This is a genomic window from Pseudomonas sp. NFACC10-1 (assembly GCF_900119195.1).
Classification (GTDB): domain Bacteria; phylum Pseudomonadota; class Gammaproteobacteria; order Pseudomonadales; family Pseudomonadaceae; genus Aquipseudomonas; species Aquipseudomonas cerasi.
On record NZ_FPJB01000003.1, the window covers coordinates 627,045 to 641,011 of the forward strand.

Consider the following 13,967-nt stretch of genomic DNA (forward strand, 5'->3'; position numbering starts at 1 on the left):
CCGGTCGTTAATGGGGTCGTTCGGCTGCACTGTGCCAATTAACTCTATATAATCCTCCGTCTTGCTAGCGGGCGTGACTCTGCGTGGGCCAGGGCTGGCTTTAGCCTTGTGCCGGTGCCTTGTACCACTGAGCGCAAGCCAGGAGCGAAATCGCCACCGAATTCGAATTACGAGAAGTGAAAACACCATCATGATGCGCAGCCATTATTGCGGCCAACTGAACGAAAGTCTGGAAGGCCAGGAAATTACCCTTTGCGGATGGGTCCACCGTCGTCGTGACCACGGGGGCGTTATCTTCCTCGATATCCGCGACCGTGAAGGCATGGCTCAAGTCGTGTTCGACCCTGATCGTGCCGACAGTTTCGCAGCCGCCGACCGTGTGCGCAGCGAGTACGTGGTCAAGGTCGTGGGCAAGGTTCGTGCTCGTCCGGCAGGTGCCGTGAACGCGAACATGGCGTCTGGCGCCATCGAGGTTCTGGGTTACGAGCTCGAGGTGTTGAACGAGTCCGAAACGCCGCCGTTCCCGCTGAATGAGTACTCCGACGTCGGCGAGGAAACACGCCTGCGTTATCGCTTCATCGACCTGCGCCGTCCGGAGATGGCCGAGAAGCTGCGTCTGCGTTCGCGCATCACGACCAGTATCCGTCGCTACCTGGATGACAACGGTTTCCTCGACGTCGAGACGCCGATCCTGACCCGCGCTACACCGGAAGGCGCTCGCGACTATCTGGTTCCAAGCCGTACACACCCGGGCAGCTTCTTCGCTCTGCCGCAATCGCCTCAGCTGTTCAAGCAACTGCTGATGGTGGCCGGCTTCGACCGTTACTACCAGATCGCCAAGTGCTTCCGCGACGAGGACCTGCGTGCCGACCGTCAGCCGGAATTCACCCAGATCGACATCGAAACCAGCTTCCTCAATGAAGAGGACATCATCGGTCTGACCGAGAAGATGGTTCGTCAGCTGTTCAAGGAAGTCCTGGACCTGGAGTTCGGTGATTTCCCGCACATGACTTTCGAAGAGGCCATGCGCCGCTACGGTTCCGACAAGCCGGACCTGCGTAACCCGCTGGAACTGGTGGATGTTGCCGATCAGCTCACCGGCGTGGAATTCAAGGTGTTCAGCGGCCCGGCCAACGACCCCAAGGGGCGCGTTGCCGCACTGCGTGTACCGGGCGCCGCCAGCATGGCGCGCAGCCAGATCGACGACTACACCAAGTTCGTCAGCATCTATGGTGCCAAGGGGCTGGCCTACATCAAGGTCAACGAGCGCGCGAAGGGGCCGGAAGGCTTGCAGTCGCCGATCGTCAAGTTCATCCCGGAAGACAATCTGAACGTCATCCTCGATCGCGTTGGTGCGGTTGATGGCGACATCGTTTTCTTCGGTGCGGACAAGTTCAAGATCGTCAGCGAGGCCCTTGGCGCGCTGCGTATCAAGATCGGTAATGACCTCAAGCTGCACACTTGCGAGTGGGCACCGATGTGGGTCGTTGACTTCCCGATGTTCGAAGAAAACGACGACGGCAGCTTCACCGCGTTGCACCACCCCTTCACCGCACCCAAGTGCACGCCTGAAGAGCTGGAAGCCAACCCGGCGACCGCGCTGTCCCGTGCCTATGACATGGTGCTCAACGGCACCGAGCTGGGCGGCGGTTCGATCCGTATCCATCGCAAGGAAATGCAACAGGCGGTCTTCCGTCTGCTGGGCATTGCCGAAGACGAGCAGCAGGAGAAGTTCGGCTTCCTGCTCGATGCCTTGAAATACGGCGCGCCACCGCACGGTGGTCTGGCTTTCGGTCTGGACCGTCTGGTGATGCTGATGACCGGCGCGCAATCGATTCGCGAAGTGATCGCGTTCCCGAAAACCCAGAGCGCGGCCGATGTCATGACCCAGGCGCCTGGCGTTGTCGATGCCAAAGCGTTGCGCGAGCTGCACATCCGTCTGCGCGAGCAGCCGAAGGCCGAGTGATGCCGGGCAGGGCGTATCGTCGATACGCCCTGTATCTGCCCTTATTGAGTGAAGCTTTTTGCCCGGGCTGTTCGGGGCGAAAGGTGAAGGTGTTTCAAAAAGAATCTGGAGCGAAAAATGGCAGGTCATTCTAAGTGGGCGAACATCAAGCACCGCAAAGAGCGTCAGGATGCCAAAAAAGGCAAGATTTTCACCAAGTGGATCCGTGAGCTGACCGTTGCTGCACGTCAGGGCGGCGGTGACCCTGGTTCCAACCCGCGTCTGCGTCTGGCGCTGGACAAGGCGCTTGGTGCGAACATGACCCGTGACACCATTGATCGTGCGGTGGCGCGAGGGGTAGGGGCATCCGACGGTGATGATGTCGAGGAGCTGGGTTACGAGGGCTACGGTCCGGGCGGCGTAGCGATAATGGTCGAAACCATGACCGACAACCGCAACCGTACCGCGGCGGCTGTGCGCCACGCATTTACCAAATGCGGCGGCAATCTCGGCACCGACGGCTCTGTTGCCTACCTGTTCGATCGCAAGGGCCAGATATCCTTCGCTGCCGGTGTCGATGAGGATTCGCTGATCGAGGCTGCCATGGAGGCCGATGCAGACGATGTCGTGACCAACGAAGACGGCTCGATCGATGTGTTCACATCGTTCTCCGGGTTTTACGCGGTGCGTAACGCATTGGAGGCTACGGGCTTCAAGGCGGCAGATGCAGAAATCGTCATGCTGCCGACCACCAGCGCCGTGCTTGATCTGGAAACCGCTGAAAAGGTGCTCAAGCTGATTGATATGCTCGAAGACCTGGATGACGTGCAGAACGTCTATTCAAACGCGGAAATCCCGGACGAAGTGATGGAGCAGCTGGGCTGATCGCTCACCGGTAACACCAGGTCGGAAGCCGGGGGAACGAAGCTGTGAGCAACACGCAGCTATCGGCCCCCGGCTTCTGCCTTTATGCTGCACCTATTGTTTTGCGTGACCTCCTCAAGCTGCAGGCGTTATGACTCTTATTCTTGGTATCGATCCCGGTTCGCGAATTACCGGCTATGGTGTGGTACGCGACACCGGGCGCGGCTGTGTCTATGTCGCGTCGGGCTGTATCCGCACTGGCAGCGGCGAGCTGCACGAGCGTTTGCAGATCGTTTATCGCGGTGTGCGGGAGGTCATCAAGACCTACGGACCGGTGACGATGGGTATCGAAAAGGTGTTCATGGCGCGTAACGCCGATTCGGCATTGAAGCTGGGGCAGGCCAGGGGCGCGGCCATCGTGGCGGGTGCCGAAGAAGCGCTGGAAATTGCCGAATACACCGCAACCCAGGTCAAGCAGGCCGTTGCAGGAACCGGCGGTGCCAATAAAGAACAGGTGATGATGATGGTCATGCACCTGCTCAAGCTGACCCAGAAACCGCAAATCGATGCGTCCGATGCCCTTGCCATCGCGCTGTGCCACGCGCATACGCGCTCCAGTCTGATTCCTCACGGGTTGGGCACTGCGCGCAGTCGCGGCGGCCGCTTGCGGCTCTGACTGGCATTATGTGTCCGCCTATTTTCTATGATGACGGTGTTCAACTTCTTCGCGCGAGCGACAGGCAACACGAAAGGATCTGAAACGTGATTGGACGTTTACGCGGCTCTCTCGCCGAAAAGCAGCCTCCGCATCTGGTGCTGGATGTCAACGGTGTCGGCTATGAGGTGGAAGTGCCGATGACCACCCTGTACCGGCTGCCGCATGTTGGCGAAACGGTGACTTTGCACACCCACCTGGTGGTCCGCGAGGACGCGCACCTTTTGTACGGCTTCTACGAAAAGCGCGAACGCGAGCTGTTTCGTGAGCTGATCCGGCTCAATGGCGTCGGACCCAAGCTGGCACTGGCGCTGATGTCCGGTCTGGAAGTCGATGAGCTGGTGCGTTGCGTGCAGGCGCAGGACACATCAGCGCTGACGCGTATCCCCGGTGTGGGCAAGAAGACCGCCGAGCGGCTGCTGGTCGAGCTCAAGGACCGTTTCAAGGCCTGGGAGTCCTTGCCAGGCACCTTTACGCTGGTTTCCAATGGCCCCAACCAGGCCGAGCCTGTCGCGTCGGCAGAGTCCGATGCGGTCAGCGCACTGATTTCGCTGGGCTACAAACCTCAGGAGGCGAGCAAGGCCGTCTCCGCCATCAAGGAAAAAGATTTGAGCAGTGCGGATCTGATTCGCCGTGCGTTGAAGGGGATGGGTTAAGTGATAGACGCCGACCGCCTGATAACCGCCACTGGTGGCCGTGATCGTGATGAACAGATGGACCGCGCGATTCGGCCACTGAGCCTCGCGGACTACATCGGCCAGCCGACCGTACGCGAGCAGATGGAGTTGTTCATCCAGGCTGCCCGTGGTCGCAGCGAAGCGCTGGATCACACGCTGATCTTCGGTCCGCCCGGCCTGGGCAAGACCACGCTCGCCAACATCATCGCTCAGGAAATGGGCGTGTCGATCAAGAGCACGTCCGGCCCGGTCCTCGAACGGCCTGGCGATCTGGCAGCGATCCTGACCAATCTCGAACCCAATGACGTACTGTTCATCGACGAGATCCATCGTCTGTCGCCGATCGTCGAGGAAGTGCTGTACCCGGCAATGGAAGACTTCCAGCTCGACATCATGATCGGTGAAGGCCCGGCAGCGCGTTCGATCAAACTTGATCTGCCGCCGTTCACGCTGGTCGGCGCGACCACTCGCGCCGGCATGTTGACCAACCCGTTGCGCGATCGCTTCGGCATTGTGCAGCGACTCGAGTTTTACAACATCGCCGATCTTTCGACGATTGTCTCGCGCTCGGCAGGCATTCTGGGGCTGGTCATCGAACCGCAGGGCGCTTTCGAGATCGCCAGGCGCGCCCGTGGCACGCCGCGTATCGCCAACCGCCTGTTGCGTCGGGTGCGGGATTTTGCCGAAGTTCGTGGCAACGGGCAGATTACCCGGCAGACAGCCGACAAGGCCCTCAATCTGCTGGACGTCGACGAGCACGGCTTCGATCATCAGGACCGGCGTTTGCTGCTGACCATGATCGAAAAGTTCGACGGTGGTCCGGTGGGTATCGACAGCCTGGCAGCGGCCATCAGCGAGGAGCGTCATACCATCGAAGACGTACTCGAGCCCTATTTGATCCAGCAAGGCTATATCATGCGCACACCTCGCGGGCGTGTGGTCACCCGGCATGCGTATCTGCATTTCGGCCTGAACATCCCGTCGAGGATGGGGGAGATACCAGTGCCGGACGATTTTGGCGACGAGCCTGTGGATTTATAGCGATGGCTTGCAATTTATTTGCGGTCTCTGTGGTCACATTGCCAGTCCTGCCGCCGATACCTGTAACTAAGTGGCAAAAGGTTGAAAAACAGTTGCCTGACCCGATTGGCAACCTGAGGAGTAAGCTCTAGAGTATGCGCGCGCAAAACGGGGTTCAGTCGTTCGCACATCGCTGTCGCGTTTATTACGAGGACACCGATGCCGGCGGCATCGTCTACTACGTCAATTATCTGAAATTCATGGAGCGGGCTCGTACCGAGCGGCTACGGGAATTGGGCTTTGCCCAATCCGAACTGGCGCAGGAAAACCTTTTATTTGTCGTGCACTCCAGTGAGGCTCGTTATCACAAGCCGGCGCGGCTGGATGACGAGTTGCTCGTCAGTGCGGAAGTAACCGAATTGAATCGCGTCAGCCTGCGCTTTAAACAGCAGATCAGGCGGGCGTCGGATGCAACGCTGCTCTGTGAAGGGCAGTTCCTGGTGGCGTGTGTACGCGCCGATAGTTTTAAACCCCGGGCCATTCCCGAAGCTCTGCGAGCGGCCTTTGCCGACCAGGGCGGCGCGGGCATACATTCAGAGCAGGAGATAAAGCGTGGAAGCTAACGTCGTCGACCATTCCTCCATGTGGAGTTTGGTCAGCAATGCCAGCATTGTTGTTCAGTTGGTAATGCTGATTCTGGTAGCTGCTTCGGTCACTTCGTGGATCGTGATTTTTCAGCGCAGCAACATGCTGCGCGCAGGCCGACGTGCACTGGACAGCTTTGAAGAGCGTTTCTGGTCGGGTATCGATCTGTCCAAACTGTACCGTCAGGCGGGCAGCAATCCCGATCCGGACTCGGGCGTCGAGCAGATCTTCCGTGCCGGTTTCAAGGAGTTTTCGCGCCTGCGTCAGCAGTCCGGCGTCGATCCTGATGCGGTCATGGAAGGTGTGGCGCGCGCCATGCGTGTTGCCATCTCCCGCGAGGAAGAGAAGCTCGAAGCGGGTCTGCCATATCTGGCGACCGTGGGTTCTACCAGCCCTTATGTCGGTCTGTTCGGTACTGTCTGGGGGATCATGAACTCCTTCCGCGGTCTGGCGACGGCGCAGCAGGCAACGCTGGCGACCGTGGCACCGGGCATTGCCGAAGCACTGATTGCAACGGCCATCGGCCTGTTTGCAGCCATTCCGGCCGTTATTGCCTATAACCGTTTCGCTGCGCGCAGTGAGACCTTGATCAGCCGTTACTACACGTTCGCTGACGAGTTCCAGGCCATCCTGCACCGTAAAGTGCACACCAGCGAAGAGTGAGCAGGTAATTCCCCATGGCTTTAATCGCTCGAGATCGTCGCAGAAAACGCAAGCCGGTCGCCGAAATGAACGTAGTGCCCTACATCGACGTGATGCTGGTGTTGCTCGTGATTTTCATGGTGACGGCTCCCATGATCAACCAGGGCGTGAAAGTCGACTTGCCCAAGGTCTCCAGCGAGGCTTTGCCGCAAGACAACAACAATCAGGTCCTGACCATTTCGATCAAGGCTGACAAGACCTATTACTGGAACCTTGGCAGCGAAGTCGATACCGACAAGCAGATGGACAAGGCAATGACCCTGCCACAGCTGACTGCCGCAGTGACCAAGATCGTCGCTGCCGGTCGTGATGCAGGCAAGCAGACGCAGGTTTTCATTCGTGGTGACAAGACCGTCGATTACGGCTCGGTCATGGGCACGATGGGCGGGCTGCAGAAGGCTGGGGTCGGGAACGTTGGCTTGATTACCGAGGCACCCTGATGCAGCCGATTCGAGAGCCGTCCGCCTCGGAAAGCTACTTCTGGCCCAGTGTCTGGGCCGTGGCATTGCATATTCTGATCTTTGGCATGCTGTTCGTCAGCTTTGCCATGACTCCGGATCTGCCCGAAGCCAAGCCTATCGTTCAGGCAACGCTCTATCAGCTCAAGTCCAAGAGCCAGGCCACTACCCAGACCAACCAGAAGATTGCCGGTGAGGCGAAGAAAACCGCTGCGCGACAAACCGAAGTCGAACAGCTGGAGCAGAAAAAGATCGAGCAGCAAAAACAGGAAGCTGTAAAAGCTGCGGAACAAAAGAAAGAAGAGGCTGCTCAAAAAGCCGAAGAGCAGAAAGCTGCCGACGAAGCCAAAAAGGCCGAACAGAAAGCAGAGGAGGCCAAAAAGGCTGACGATGCCAAGAAAGCCGATGAAGCCAAGAAGGTTGCCGACGCCAAAAAGCTTGAAGAGAAGCAGCAGGCTGATATAGCCAAGAAAAAGGCCGAAGAAGAGGCGAAGAAAAAAGCCGAAGAAGACGCCAAGAAAGCTGCTGCCGAGGAAGCCAAGAAACAGGCTGCTGATGAGGCCAAGAAAAAGGCCGCAGAAGACGCCAAGAAAAAGGCTGCCGAGGACGCGAAGAAAAAAGCCGCTGCCGATTCCGCCAAGAAGGCGCAGGAAGCAGCCCGTAAATCCGCTGAAGACAAGAAGGCGCAGGCATTGGCCGATTTGCTCTCCGACAAACCGGAGCGGCAACAGGCTTTGGCTGACGAGCGAGGCGATGAAACGGCTGGCAGTTTCGATGACCTGATTCGTGTCAGGGCTTCCGAAGGCTGGAGTCGTCCACCATCGGCACGTAACAACATGTCGGTAACGTTGCAGATCGGGATGTTGCCCGACGGTACGATTGCCTCTGTATCGATTGCCAAATCCAGTGGTGACGGACCGTTTGACAGCTCTGCGGTTGCTGCGGTGAAGAACATTGGACGTTTGACAGAAATGCAGGGTCTGAAGCCGGCTGACTTCGCGCCCTATCGTTCATTCAAGATGACATTCACACCTGGAGATCTAGCCTTGTGATCAACCTTTTTCGAGGACTGCTGGTCGTTCTCTGTTTCGCATCCGCAATGGTGTCGGCAGAAGAAAAGAACATTCTGGTCACCAGCGGCAGTGACCGTGCAGCGCCCATCGCTGTTGTGCCTTTCGGATGGCAGGGCGGTAACGTTCTGCCTGAAGACATGGCCGAAATCATAAGCAACGATCTGCGCAACTCCGGCTACTACGCGCCGATCCCGAAGCAGAACATGATCAGCTTGCCGACCCAGGCCAGCGAAGTCATTTTCCGTGACTGGAAAGCGCTGGGTGCCCAGTACGTCATGGTCGGCAACATCACGCCTGCCGGCGGACGTCTGCAGATCCAGTACGCACTGTTCAACGTCGCTACCGAGCAGCAGGTACTGACCGGCAACGTATCGGGTACCAATGACCAGCTGCGTGACATGGCGCATTACATTGCCGACCAGTCGTTCGAGAAGCTCACCGGTATCAAGGGTGCGTTTTCCACTCGTATGCTCTACGTGACGGCCGAACGCTTCTCGGAAAACAACACGCGTTACACCCTGCAGCGTTCGGATTACGACGGTGCTCGTGCGGTAACCCTGTTGCAATCCCGTGAGCCAATCCTGTCGCCGCGTTTCGCGCCGGACGGCAAGCGTATTGCCTATGTCTCGTTCGAACAGAAGCGTCCACGCATCTTTGTTCAGCACATCGATACCGGTCGTCGCGAACAGATCACCAACTTCGAAGGCCTGAACGGTGCGCCTGCCTGGTCGCCGGATGGCAGCAAGCTGGCGTTCGTGCTGTCCAAGGACGGCAACCCGGAGATCTATGTAATCAATCTGGCGTCGCGTCAATTGAGCCGCGTCACCAACGATTCTTCGATTGATACTGAACCTTTCTTCGGTAAGGACGGGTCTACGCTATACTTCACGTCGGACCGTGGCGGCAAGCCACAGATCTACAAGACCAATATCAATGGCGGCGGTGCCGAACGCGTGACGTTCGTGGGTAACTACAACGCCAACCCGAAATTGTCAGCCGATGAAAAGACGCTGGTAATGATTCACCGGCAGGACGGCTTCACTAATTTCAAGGTGGCAGTGCAGGATTTGGCCCGCGGTAGCGTAAAAATCCTCACAGATAGCAACCTTGATGAGTCGCCTACTGTTGCGCCCAACGGCACCATGGTAATCTACGCCACCCGCCAGCAGGGCCGGGGAGTCTTGATGCTCGTGTCCATTAACGGACGCGTAAGGCTCCCGCTTCCTACCGCTCAAGGCGAAGTCAGAGAACCTTCCTGGTCCCCTTACCTGAACTGACGCGGCGCTACACGATTTGCTTAACACACTGGGGTTCATTAGGAGTTTCAAGATGGAAATGCTGAAGTTTGGTAAATTTGCTGCGCTGGCTCTGGCCATGGCCGTAGCTGTAGGTTGCTCGTCCAAAGGCGGCGACAATGCCGGTGCAGGCGGTGCTGCTGTTGATCCTAACGCTGGTTACGGCGCCAACTCGGGTGCTGTTGACGGCTCCCTGAGCGAAGAAGCTGCTCTGCGCGCAATCACCACCTTCTACTTCGAATACGACAGTTCGGACCTGAAGCCAGAAGCCATGCGCTCCCTGGACGTGCACGCCAAAGACCTGAAAGCTAACGGCGCTCGCGTTGTTCTGGAAGGCAACACCGACGAACGTGGTACTCGCGAGTACAACATGGCACTGGGCGAGCGTCGTGCGAAAGCCGTTCAGCGCTACCTGGTACTGCAAGGTGTTTCCCCAGCTCAGCTGGAACTGGTTTCCTACGGCGAAGAGCGTCCAGTTGCTACCGGCAACGACGAGCAGTCCTGGGCTCAAAACCGTCGCGTCGAACTGCGTAAGTAATTTGACATGCGAACGTGCCGACGTGCTCTAACCGTTTTGGCCCTCGCCCTTCCGCTTTCAGCGTTGGGTGCGGCACCTGTGGTCGATAACAATTCTGGCTCTGGCAGCAGCAGTTATCCGCCAGCGGGTTATGGCACGTCCGGCGCCTATGCCGGGGGAGGGGTTACGGCCCCTGCCTCGGCACAAGGTCAGCTGTTCATGCAGCTGCAGCAAATGCAGGACGAAATCGCGCGTTTGCGCGGTGTTGTCGAGGTCCAGCAAAATGATATCCAGCGCATGAAGCAGGAAGCTCTGGAGCGTTATCAGGAACTCGATCAACGTATAGCCAGTGGCGCAGCCGCTCCGGCTACCAATAATTCCCAACCTGCTGGTGGCGCTATCGACGCCGGCGGGACGCCTTTGGCCTCAGCGGCTCAGCAGGCACCGGCAGCAGGCACCGAGCCTCCTGATCCGGCGAAGGAAAAGCTTTATTACGAAGCAGCTTTCGATTTGATCAAGGCAAAGGATTTCGACAAGGCCAGTCAGGCCTTCACCGCTTTCCTGCGCAAATACCCCAACAGCTCGTATGCGGGCAACGCCCAATACTGGCTGGGTGAAGTAAATCTGGCCAAAGGCGACCTTCAGGGCGCTGGTCAGGCGTTCGCCAAAGTCAGTCAGCAGTATCCGAAGCATGCCAAGGTGCCTGATTCGCTCTACAAGCTGGCTGATGTCGAACGCCGTCTGGGTCACACCGATAAGGTAAAAGGCATATTGCAGCAGGTCGTTGCCCAGTATCCGGGCACTTCAGCTGCACAATTGGCGCAACGGGATCTCCAGCGCCTTTGATGTCCTGACCCGCTGATCAAGAAAGCCGCGCTAGTCGCGGCTTTTTTCGTTAGAATCTCGCACCCGAAATTCCGGTACACCTTACGCTTTTCTGGATTCCGCGATTGCCGAGTCCCTTGAAGTGCCTGACGGAGGCGGACGGCCTGTTTAGCTGTTACGCCCGTGGCTGATATGCAAGACACATTACGCATCACCGAAATCTTTCACTCGTTGCAGGGTGAAACCCGTACGGCTGGCCTGCCCACCGTATTCGTACGCCTTACCGGCTGCCCGTTGCGCTGTCAGTACTGCGACAGTGCCTACGCGTTCAGTGGCGGCACTATTCAGACGCTGGACGACATCCTTGGACAAGTGGCCTCCTATCGCCCTCGTTATGTCTGCGTCACCGGTGGCGAACCTCTCGCCCAGCCCAATGCCATTCCGTTGCTGAAGCGTCTTTGCGATGCAGGCTATGAAGTGTCTCTGGAGACCAGTGGTGCCCTGGATATCTCGGCGGTGGACCCTCGTGTCAGTCGCGTAGTAGACCTCAAGACCCCAGGGTCAAAAGAAGTCTCGCGTAATCGCTACGAGAACATGGAACTGCTGACGGCCAATGATCAAGTTAAATTCGTGATCTGTTCGCGCGAGGATTATGACTGGGCCGTTTCCAAGCTGATTCAGTACGGTCTTGATCGTCGTGCGGGCGAAGTTCTGTTCTCGGCCAGCCACCACGAGCTCAAGGGCCGTGATCTGGCGGACTGGATCGTGGCTGATAACCTGCCGGTACGCCTGCAGATGCAGTTGCATAAAATTCTTTGGGATGACGAGCCGGGGCGCTGATATGAGTGAATTGACCAAGACTGAAAAAAGAGCCGTGATCCTCCTGTCTGGTGGTTTGGACTCTGCGACCGTCGTAGCCATGGCACGCGCCGAGGGTTACACCTGTTACACCATGAGCTTCGATTACGGCCAGCGTCATCGCGCCGAGCTGGATGCCGCTGCACGCGTTGCCGGTGATCTCGGTGCCGTGGAGCACAAGGTCATCGGCCTGAACCTCAACGGTATAGGTGGCTCGGCATTGACCGACAGCTCGATTGCCGTGCCTGAGTCGCCTTCTGAAGGCATTCCGGTCACCTACGTACCGGCACGCAACACCGTCTTCCTGTCGCTCGCCCTGGGCTGGGCAGAGGTCCTGGGCGCGCGGGATATCTTCATTGGCGTCAATGCCGTGGATTATTCGGGTTATCCGGATTGCCGTCCCGAGTTTGTCGAGTCATTCGAGCGCATGGCCAATCTGGCTACCAAGGCCGGTGTGGAAGGGCAGGGCTTCACCATCAGGGCGCCGCTGCAGAATCTGAGCAAGTCGGACATCGTCAAGGCAGGCACTGCGTTGGGAGTCGATTACTCGCTGACGGTTTCCTGCTACCAGGCTGACGACCAGGGTCGTGCCTGTGGCAAATGCGACAGCTGCCGTTTGCGCGCAGAGGGCTTTACCGCCGCCGGTATCGCAGACCCGACTCGCTATTTTTAAAGTTTTTTAAAAAAAGGTGTTGAATTACTCATAAAAATCAGTAATATACGCGCCACACAACAGAGGGTCGTTAGCTCAGTTGGTAGAGCAGTTGGCTTTTAACCAATTGGTCGTAGGTTCGAATCCCACACGACCCACCATTTCGAAAATCTGGAAGGCCCATGAAAATGCGGATTTCCAGGTTTTTTTTTGCCTTGCAGATTATCCGGCCTGAGGTGGGGTAGCTGATTGGGCTTCCGTCACGGCATTTCAGCTGATCGGCGGGGTCGTAAGCAGGGCGCCCAGTGGCCTTAGGCTGAGCTTTCTCAAAGCCGAGCTGGCCCAGATCGAGCTTGGCGACATACAGGTCGATAACCCGTACGAGGTTATCTTCAGGGATCAGTTCCTCCAGCGAGACCGGGAACAGGCTGGTCTGGCAACGGGACTCTCCTTGTATGTAGGCCATAACGGAGTGAATCGCCCCGGATTTTCTAGACACCTTGCAAGCTCATTGCGTAACGTTTTTCGAACTCTACCGGTGACAGCTGATTGTTGAAACCATGGCGGCGTTTTGGGCTGTAGAACATCTCGATGTAATCGAACACATCACTACGAGCATCTTGCCGTGAGGTGTAGATTTTCCGCTTGATTCGTTCCCGTTTCAGAAGCTGGAAAAAGCTCTCAGCCACGGCGTTGTCATGACAATTGCCTCGGCGGCTCATGCTGGCAACCAAATTGTTTGCCTTCAAAAAACTGCCCCAATCGGAGCTGCTGTACTGGCTGCCCTGGTCGGAGTGAACCATCACCTCTTGTTTCGGTTTTCGCCTCCAAACCGCCATCAATAACGCATCAATGGCCAAATCACTGGTCATCTGCGACTTCATTGACCAGCCAACGACCTGACGAGAAAACAGATCCAGCACCACCGCCAAATACAGCCAGCCTTCATACGTACGAATGTAGGTGATGTCGGTGACCCAAACCTTGTTGGGTTCCACGACATCGAACTCGCGCTTCAGTAATTTGGGTGAGGCGACCGCTGGCTTACCGCCGTACTTTCCAGGGCGACGTCGATACCCTGTCTGAGGGCGCAGACCTTCAAGACGCATCAACCTCGCCACACGATGCCGACCACAATCTTCACCGACCTCGCGCAGGTCTTCATGGATTTTGCGATAACCATAAACTCCGCCGCTCTCCAGCTACGAGTGCTTGATCAAACCCAGCAATCGCTGGTCGTCTTTAGCGCTTGCAGATTGCGACTCAGACAACCAAGCGTAATAACCACTGGGATGGACTTTCAGCGTCAGGCAAAGCCGTCGAATGGAGTAGTCGCCCGCGCGCTGCTTGATAAAGGCGTACTTCGGCCGCACTCCTTGGCAAAGTACGCGGCGGCCTTTTTTAAGATGTCTCGCTCTTCAGTGACCCGCTTGAGTTCCGCTCGCAGACGACGCAGTTCAGCGTGCTGATCATCGTCTTGCTGCCGTTCTACCTGAGGTTTGCTGTAGCGCTTTATCCAGGCATAGAGGCTATGCGGCGACACGCCAAGACGCGCCGCCACATCAGCGACAGGCAGCTTCTTTTCGGTCACTTGATTGACCGCTTGGATTTTGAATTCTTCGGGATAACGTGGGTTGCTCATGGCACCTCCTGATTGGCCTCAGTTTAAGGCATGGAGGTGTCTACGAAACCCGGGGCGATTCAATATGCACTGAGCGATG

14 protein-coding genes, 1 tRNA gene and 1 pseudogene are annotated in these 13,967 nt (G+C 57.5%); 15 read left to right on the top strand and 1 reads right to left on the bottom strand.

The window, feature by feature from the left end:
- Positions 1-190: 190 nt before the first annotated feature.
- The 15 genes from aspS (at position 191) to BT119_RS11635 (ending at position 12,407) form a co-directional block, all read left to right on the top strand.
- Positions 191-1,966 (top strand): aspartate--tRNA ligase, encoded by a 1,776-nt coding sequence (aspS, locus tag BT119_RS11565; protein WP_002554661.1) that lies wholly within the window; start codon positions 191-193, stop codon positions 1,964-1,966.
- A gap of 117 nt (positions 1,967-2,083) precedes the next feature.
- Positions 2,084-2,830 (top strand): YebC/PmpR family DNA-binding transcriptional regulator, encoded by a 747-nt coding sequence (locus BT119_RS11570; protein WP_003364734.1) that lies wholly within the window; start codon positions 2,084-2,086, stop codon positions 2,828-2,830.
- A 130-nt stretch (positions 2,831-2,960) separates the two neighbouring features.
- Positions 2,961-3,485, top strand: coding sequence for a crossover junction endodeoxyribonuclease RuvC (gene ruvC / locus BT119_RS11575; protein ID WP_003364732.1), 525 nt, complete (start codon positions 2,961-2,963; stop codon positions 3,483-3,485).
- An 86-nt stretch (positions 3,486-3,571) separates the two neighbouring features.
- On the top strand, positions 3,572-4,180 hold the full coding sequence (gene ruvA, locus BT119_RS11580; protein ID WP_003364731.1) for a Holliday junction branch migration protein RuvA: 609 nt from the start codon (positions 3,572-3,574) through the stop codon (positions 4,178-4,180).
- A complete protein-coding gene (gene ruvB, locus BT119_RS11585) occupies positions 4,181-5,242 on the top strand; it encodes a Holliday junction branch migration DNA helicase RuvB (protein ID WP_003433316.1) in 1,062 nt (353 codons plus the stop codon).
- A gap of 134 nt (positions 5,243-5,376) precedes the next feature.
- Positions 5,377-5,844, top strand: a complete 468-nt coding sequence (gene ybgC, locus BT119_RS11590; protein WP_003314364.1) for a tol-pal system-associated acyl-CoA thioesterase — start codon at positions 5,377-5,379, stop codon at positions 5,842-5,844.
- On the top strand, positions 5,834-6,529 hold the full coding sequence (gene tolQ / locus BT119_RS11595) for a protein TolQ (protein ID WP_002554655.1): 696 nt from the start codon (positions 5,834-5,836) through the stop codon (positions 6,527-6,529). Before ybgC ends, tolQ begins: the two co-directional genes overlap by 11 nt.
- 14 nt (positions 6,530-6,543) lie before the next feature.
- On the top strand, positions 6,544-7,008 hold the full coding sequence (gene tolR, locus BT119_RS11600) for a protein TolR (protein ID WP_002554654.1): 465 nt from the start codon (positions 6,544-6,546) through the stop codon (positions 7,006-7,008).
- Positions 7,008-8,078, top strand: a complete 1,071-nt coding sequence (gene tolA / locus BT119_RS11605; RefSeq protein ID WP_003364724.1) for a cell envelope integrity protein TolA — start codon at positions 7,008-7,010, stop codon at positions 8,076-8,078. The genes tolR and tolA overlap by 1 nt, the downstream gene beginning before the upstream one ends.
- A 47-nt stretch (positions 8,079-8,125) precedes the next feature.
- On the top strand, positions 8,126-9,376 hold the full coding sequence (gene tolB / locus BT119_RS11610) for a Tol-Pal system beta propeller repeat protein TolB (RefSeq protein ID WP_210434907.1): 1,251 nt from the start codon (positions 8,126-8,128) through the stop codon (positions 9,374-9,376).
- 52 nt (positions 9,377-9,428) lie between these two features.
- Entirely contained in the window at positions 9,429-9,932 is a 504-nt protein-coding gene (gene pal / locus BT119_RS11615) for a peptidoglycan-associated lipoprotein Pal (protein WP_003314369.1), read from the top strand.
- A 6-nt stretch (positions 9,933-9,938) separates the two neighbouring features.
- A complete protein-coding gene (ybgF, locus tag BT119_RS11620; RefSeq protein WP_072365720.1) occupies positions 9,939-10,757 on the top strand; it encodes a tol-pal system protein YbgF in 819 nt (272 codons plus the stop codon).
- Between the two features lie 171 nt (positions 10,758-10,928).
- Positions 10,929-11,576 carry a 7-carboxy-7-deazaguanine synthase QueE gene (queE, locus tag BT119_RS11625; protein ID WP_003390957.1) on the top strand — a complete coding sequence of 216 codons (648 nt, stop codon included), beginning with the start codon at positions 10,929-10,931 and terminating at the stop codon, positions 11,574-11,576.
- Between the two features lies 1 nt (position 11,577).
- Entirely contained in the window at positions 11,578-12,267 is a 690-nt protein-coding gene (gene queC / locus BT119_RS11630; RefSeq protein ID WP_003364714.1) for a 7-cyano-7-deazaguanine synthase QueC, read from the top strand.
- 64 nt (positions 12,268-12,331) lie between these two features.
- Positions 12,332-12,407: transfer RNA gene (locus BT119_RS11635), tRNA-Lys, on the top strand.
- 330 nt (positions 12,408-12,737) lie between these two features.
- On the opposite strand, the pseudogene BT119_RS11640 reads toward BT119_RS11635, so the two are convergent.
- Positions 12,738-13,888, bottom strand: a pseudogene (locus BT119_RS11640) (IS3 family transposase).
- Between the last annotated feature and the right edge of the window lie 79 nt (positions 13,889-13,967).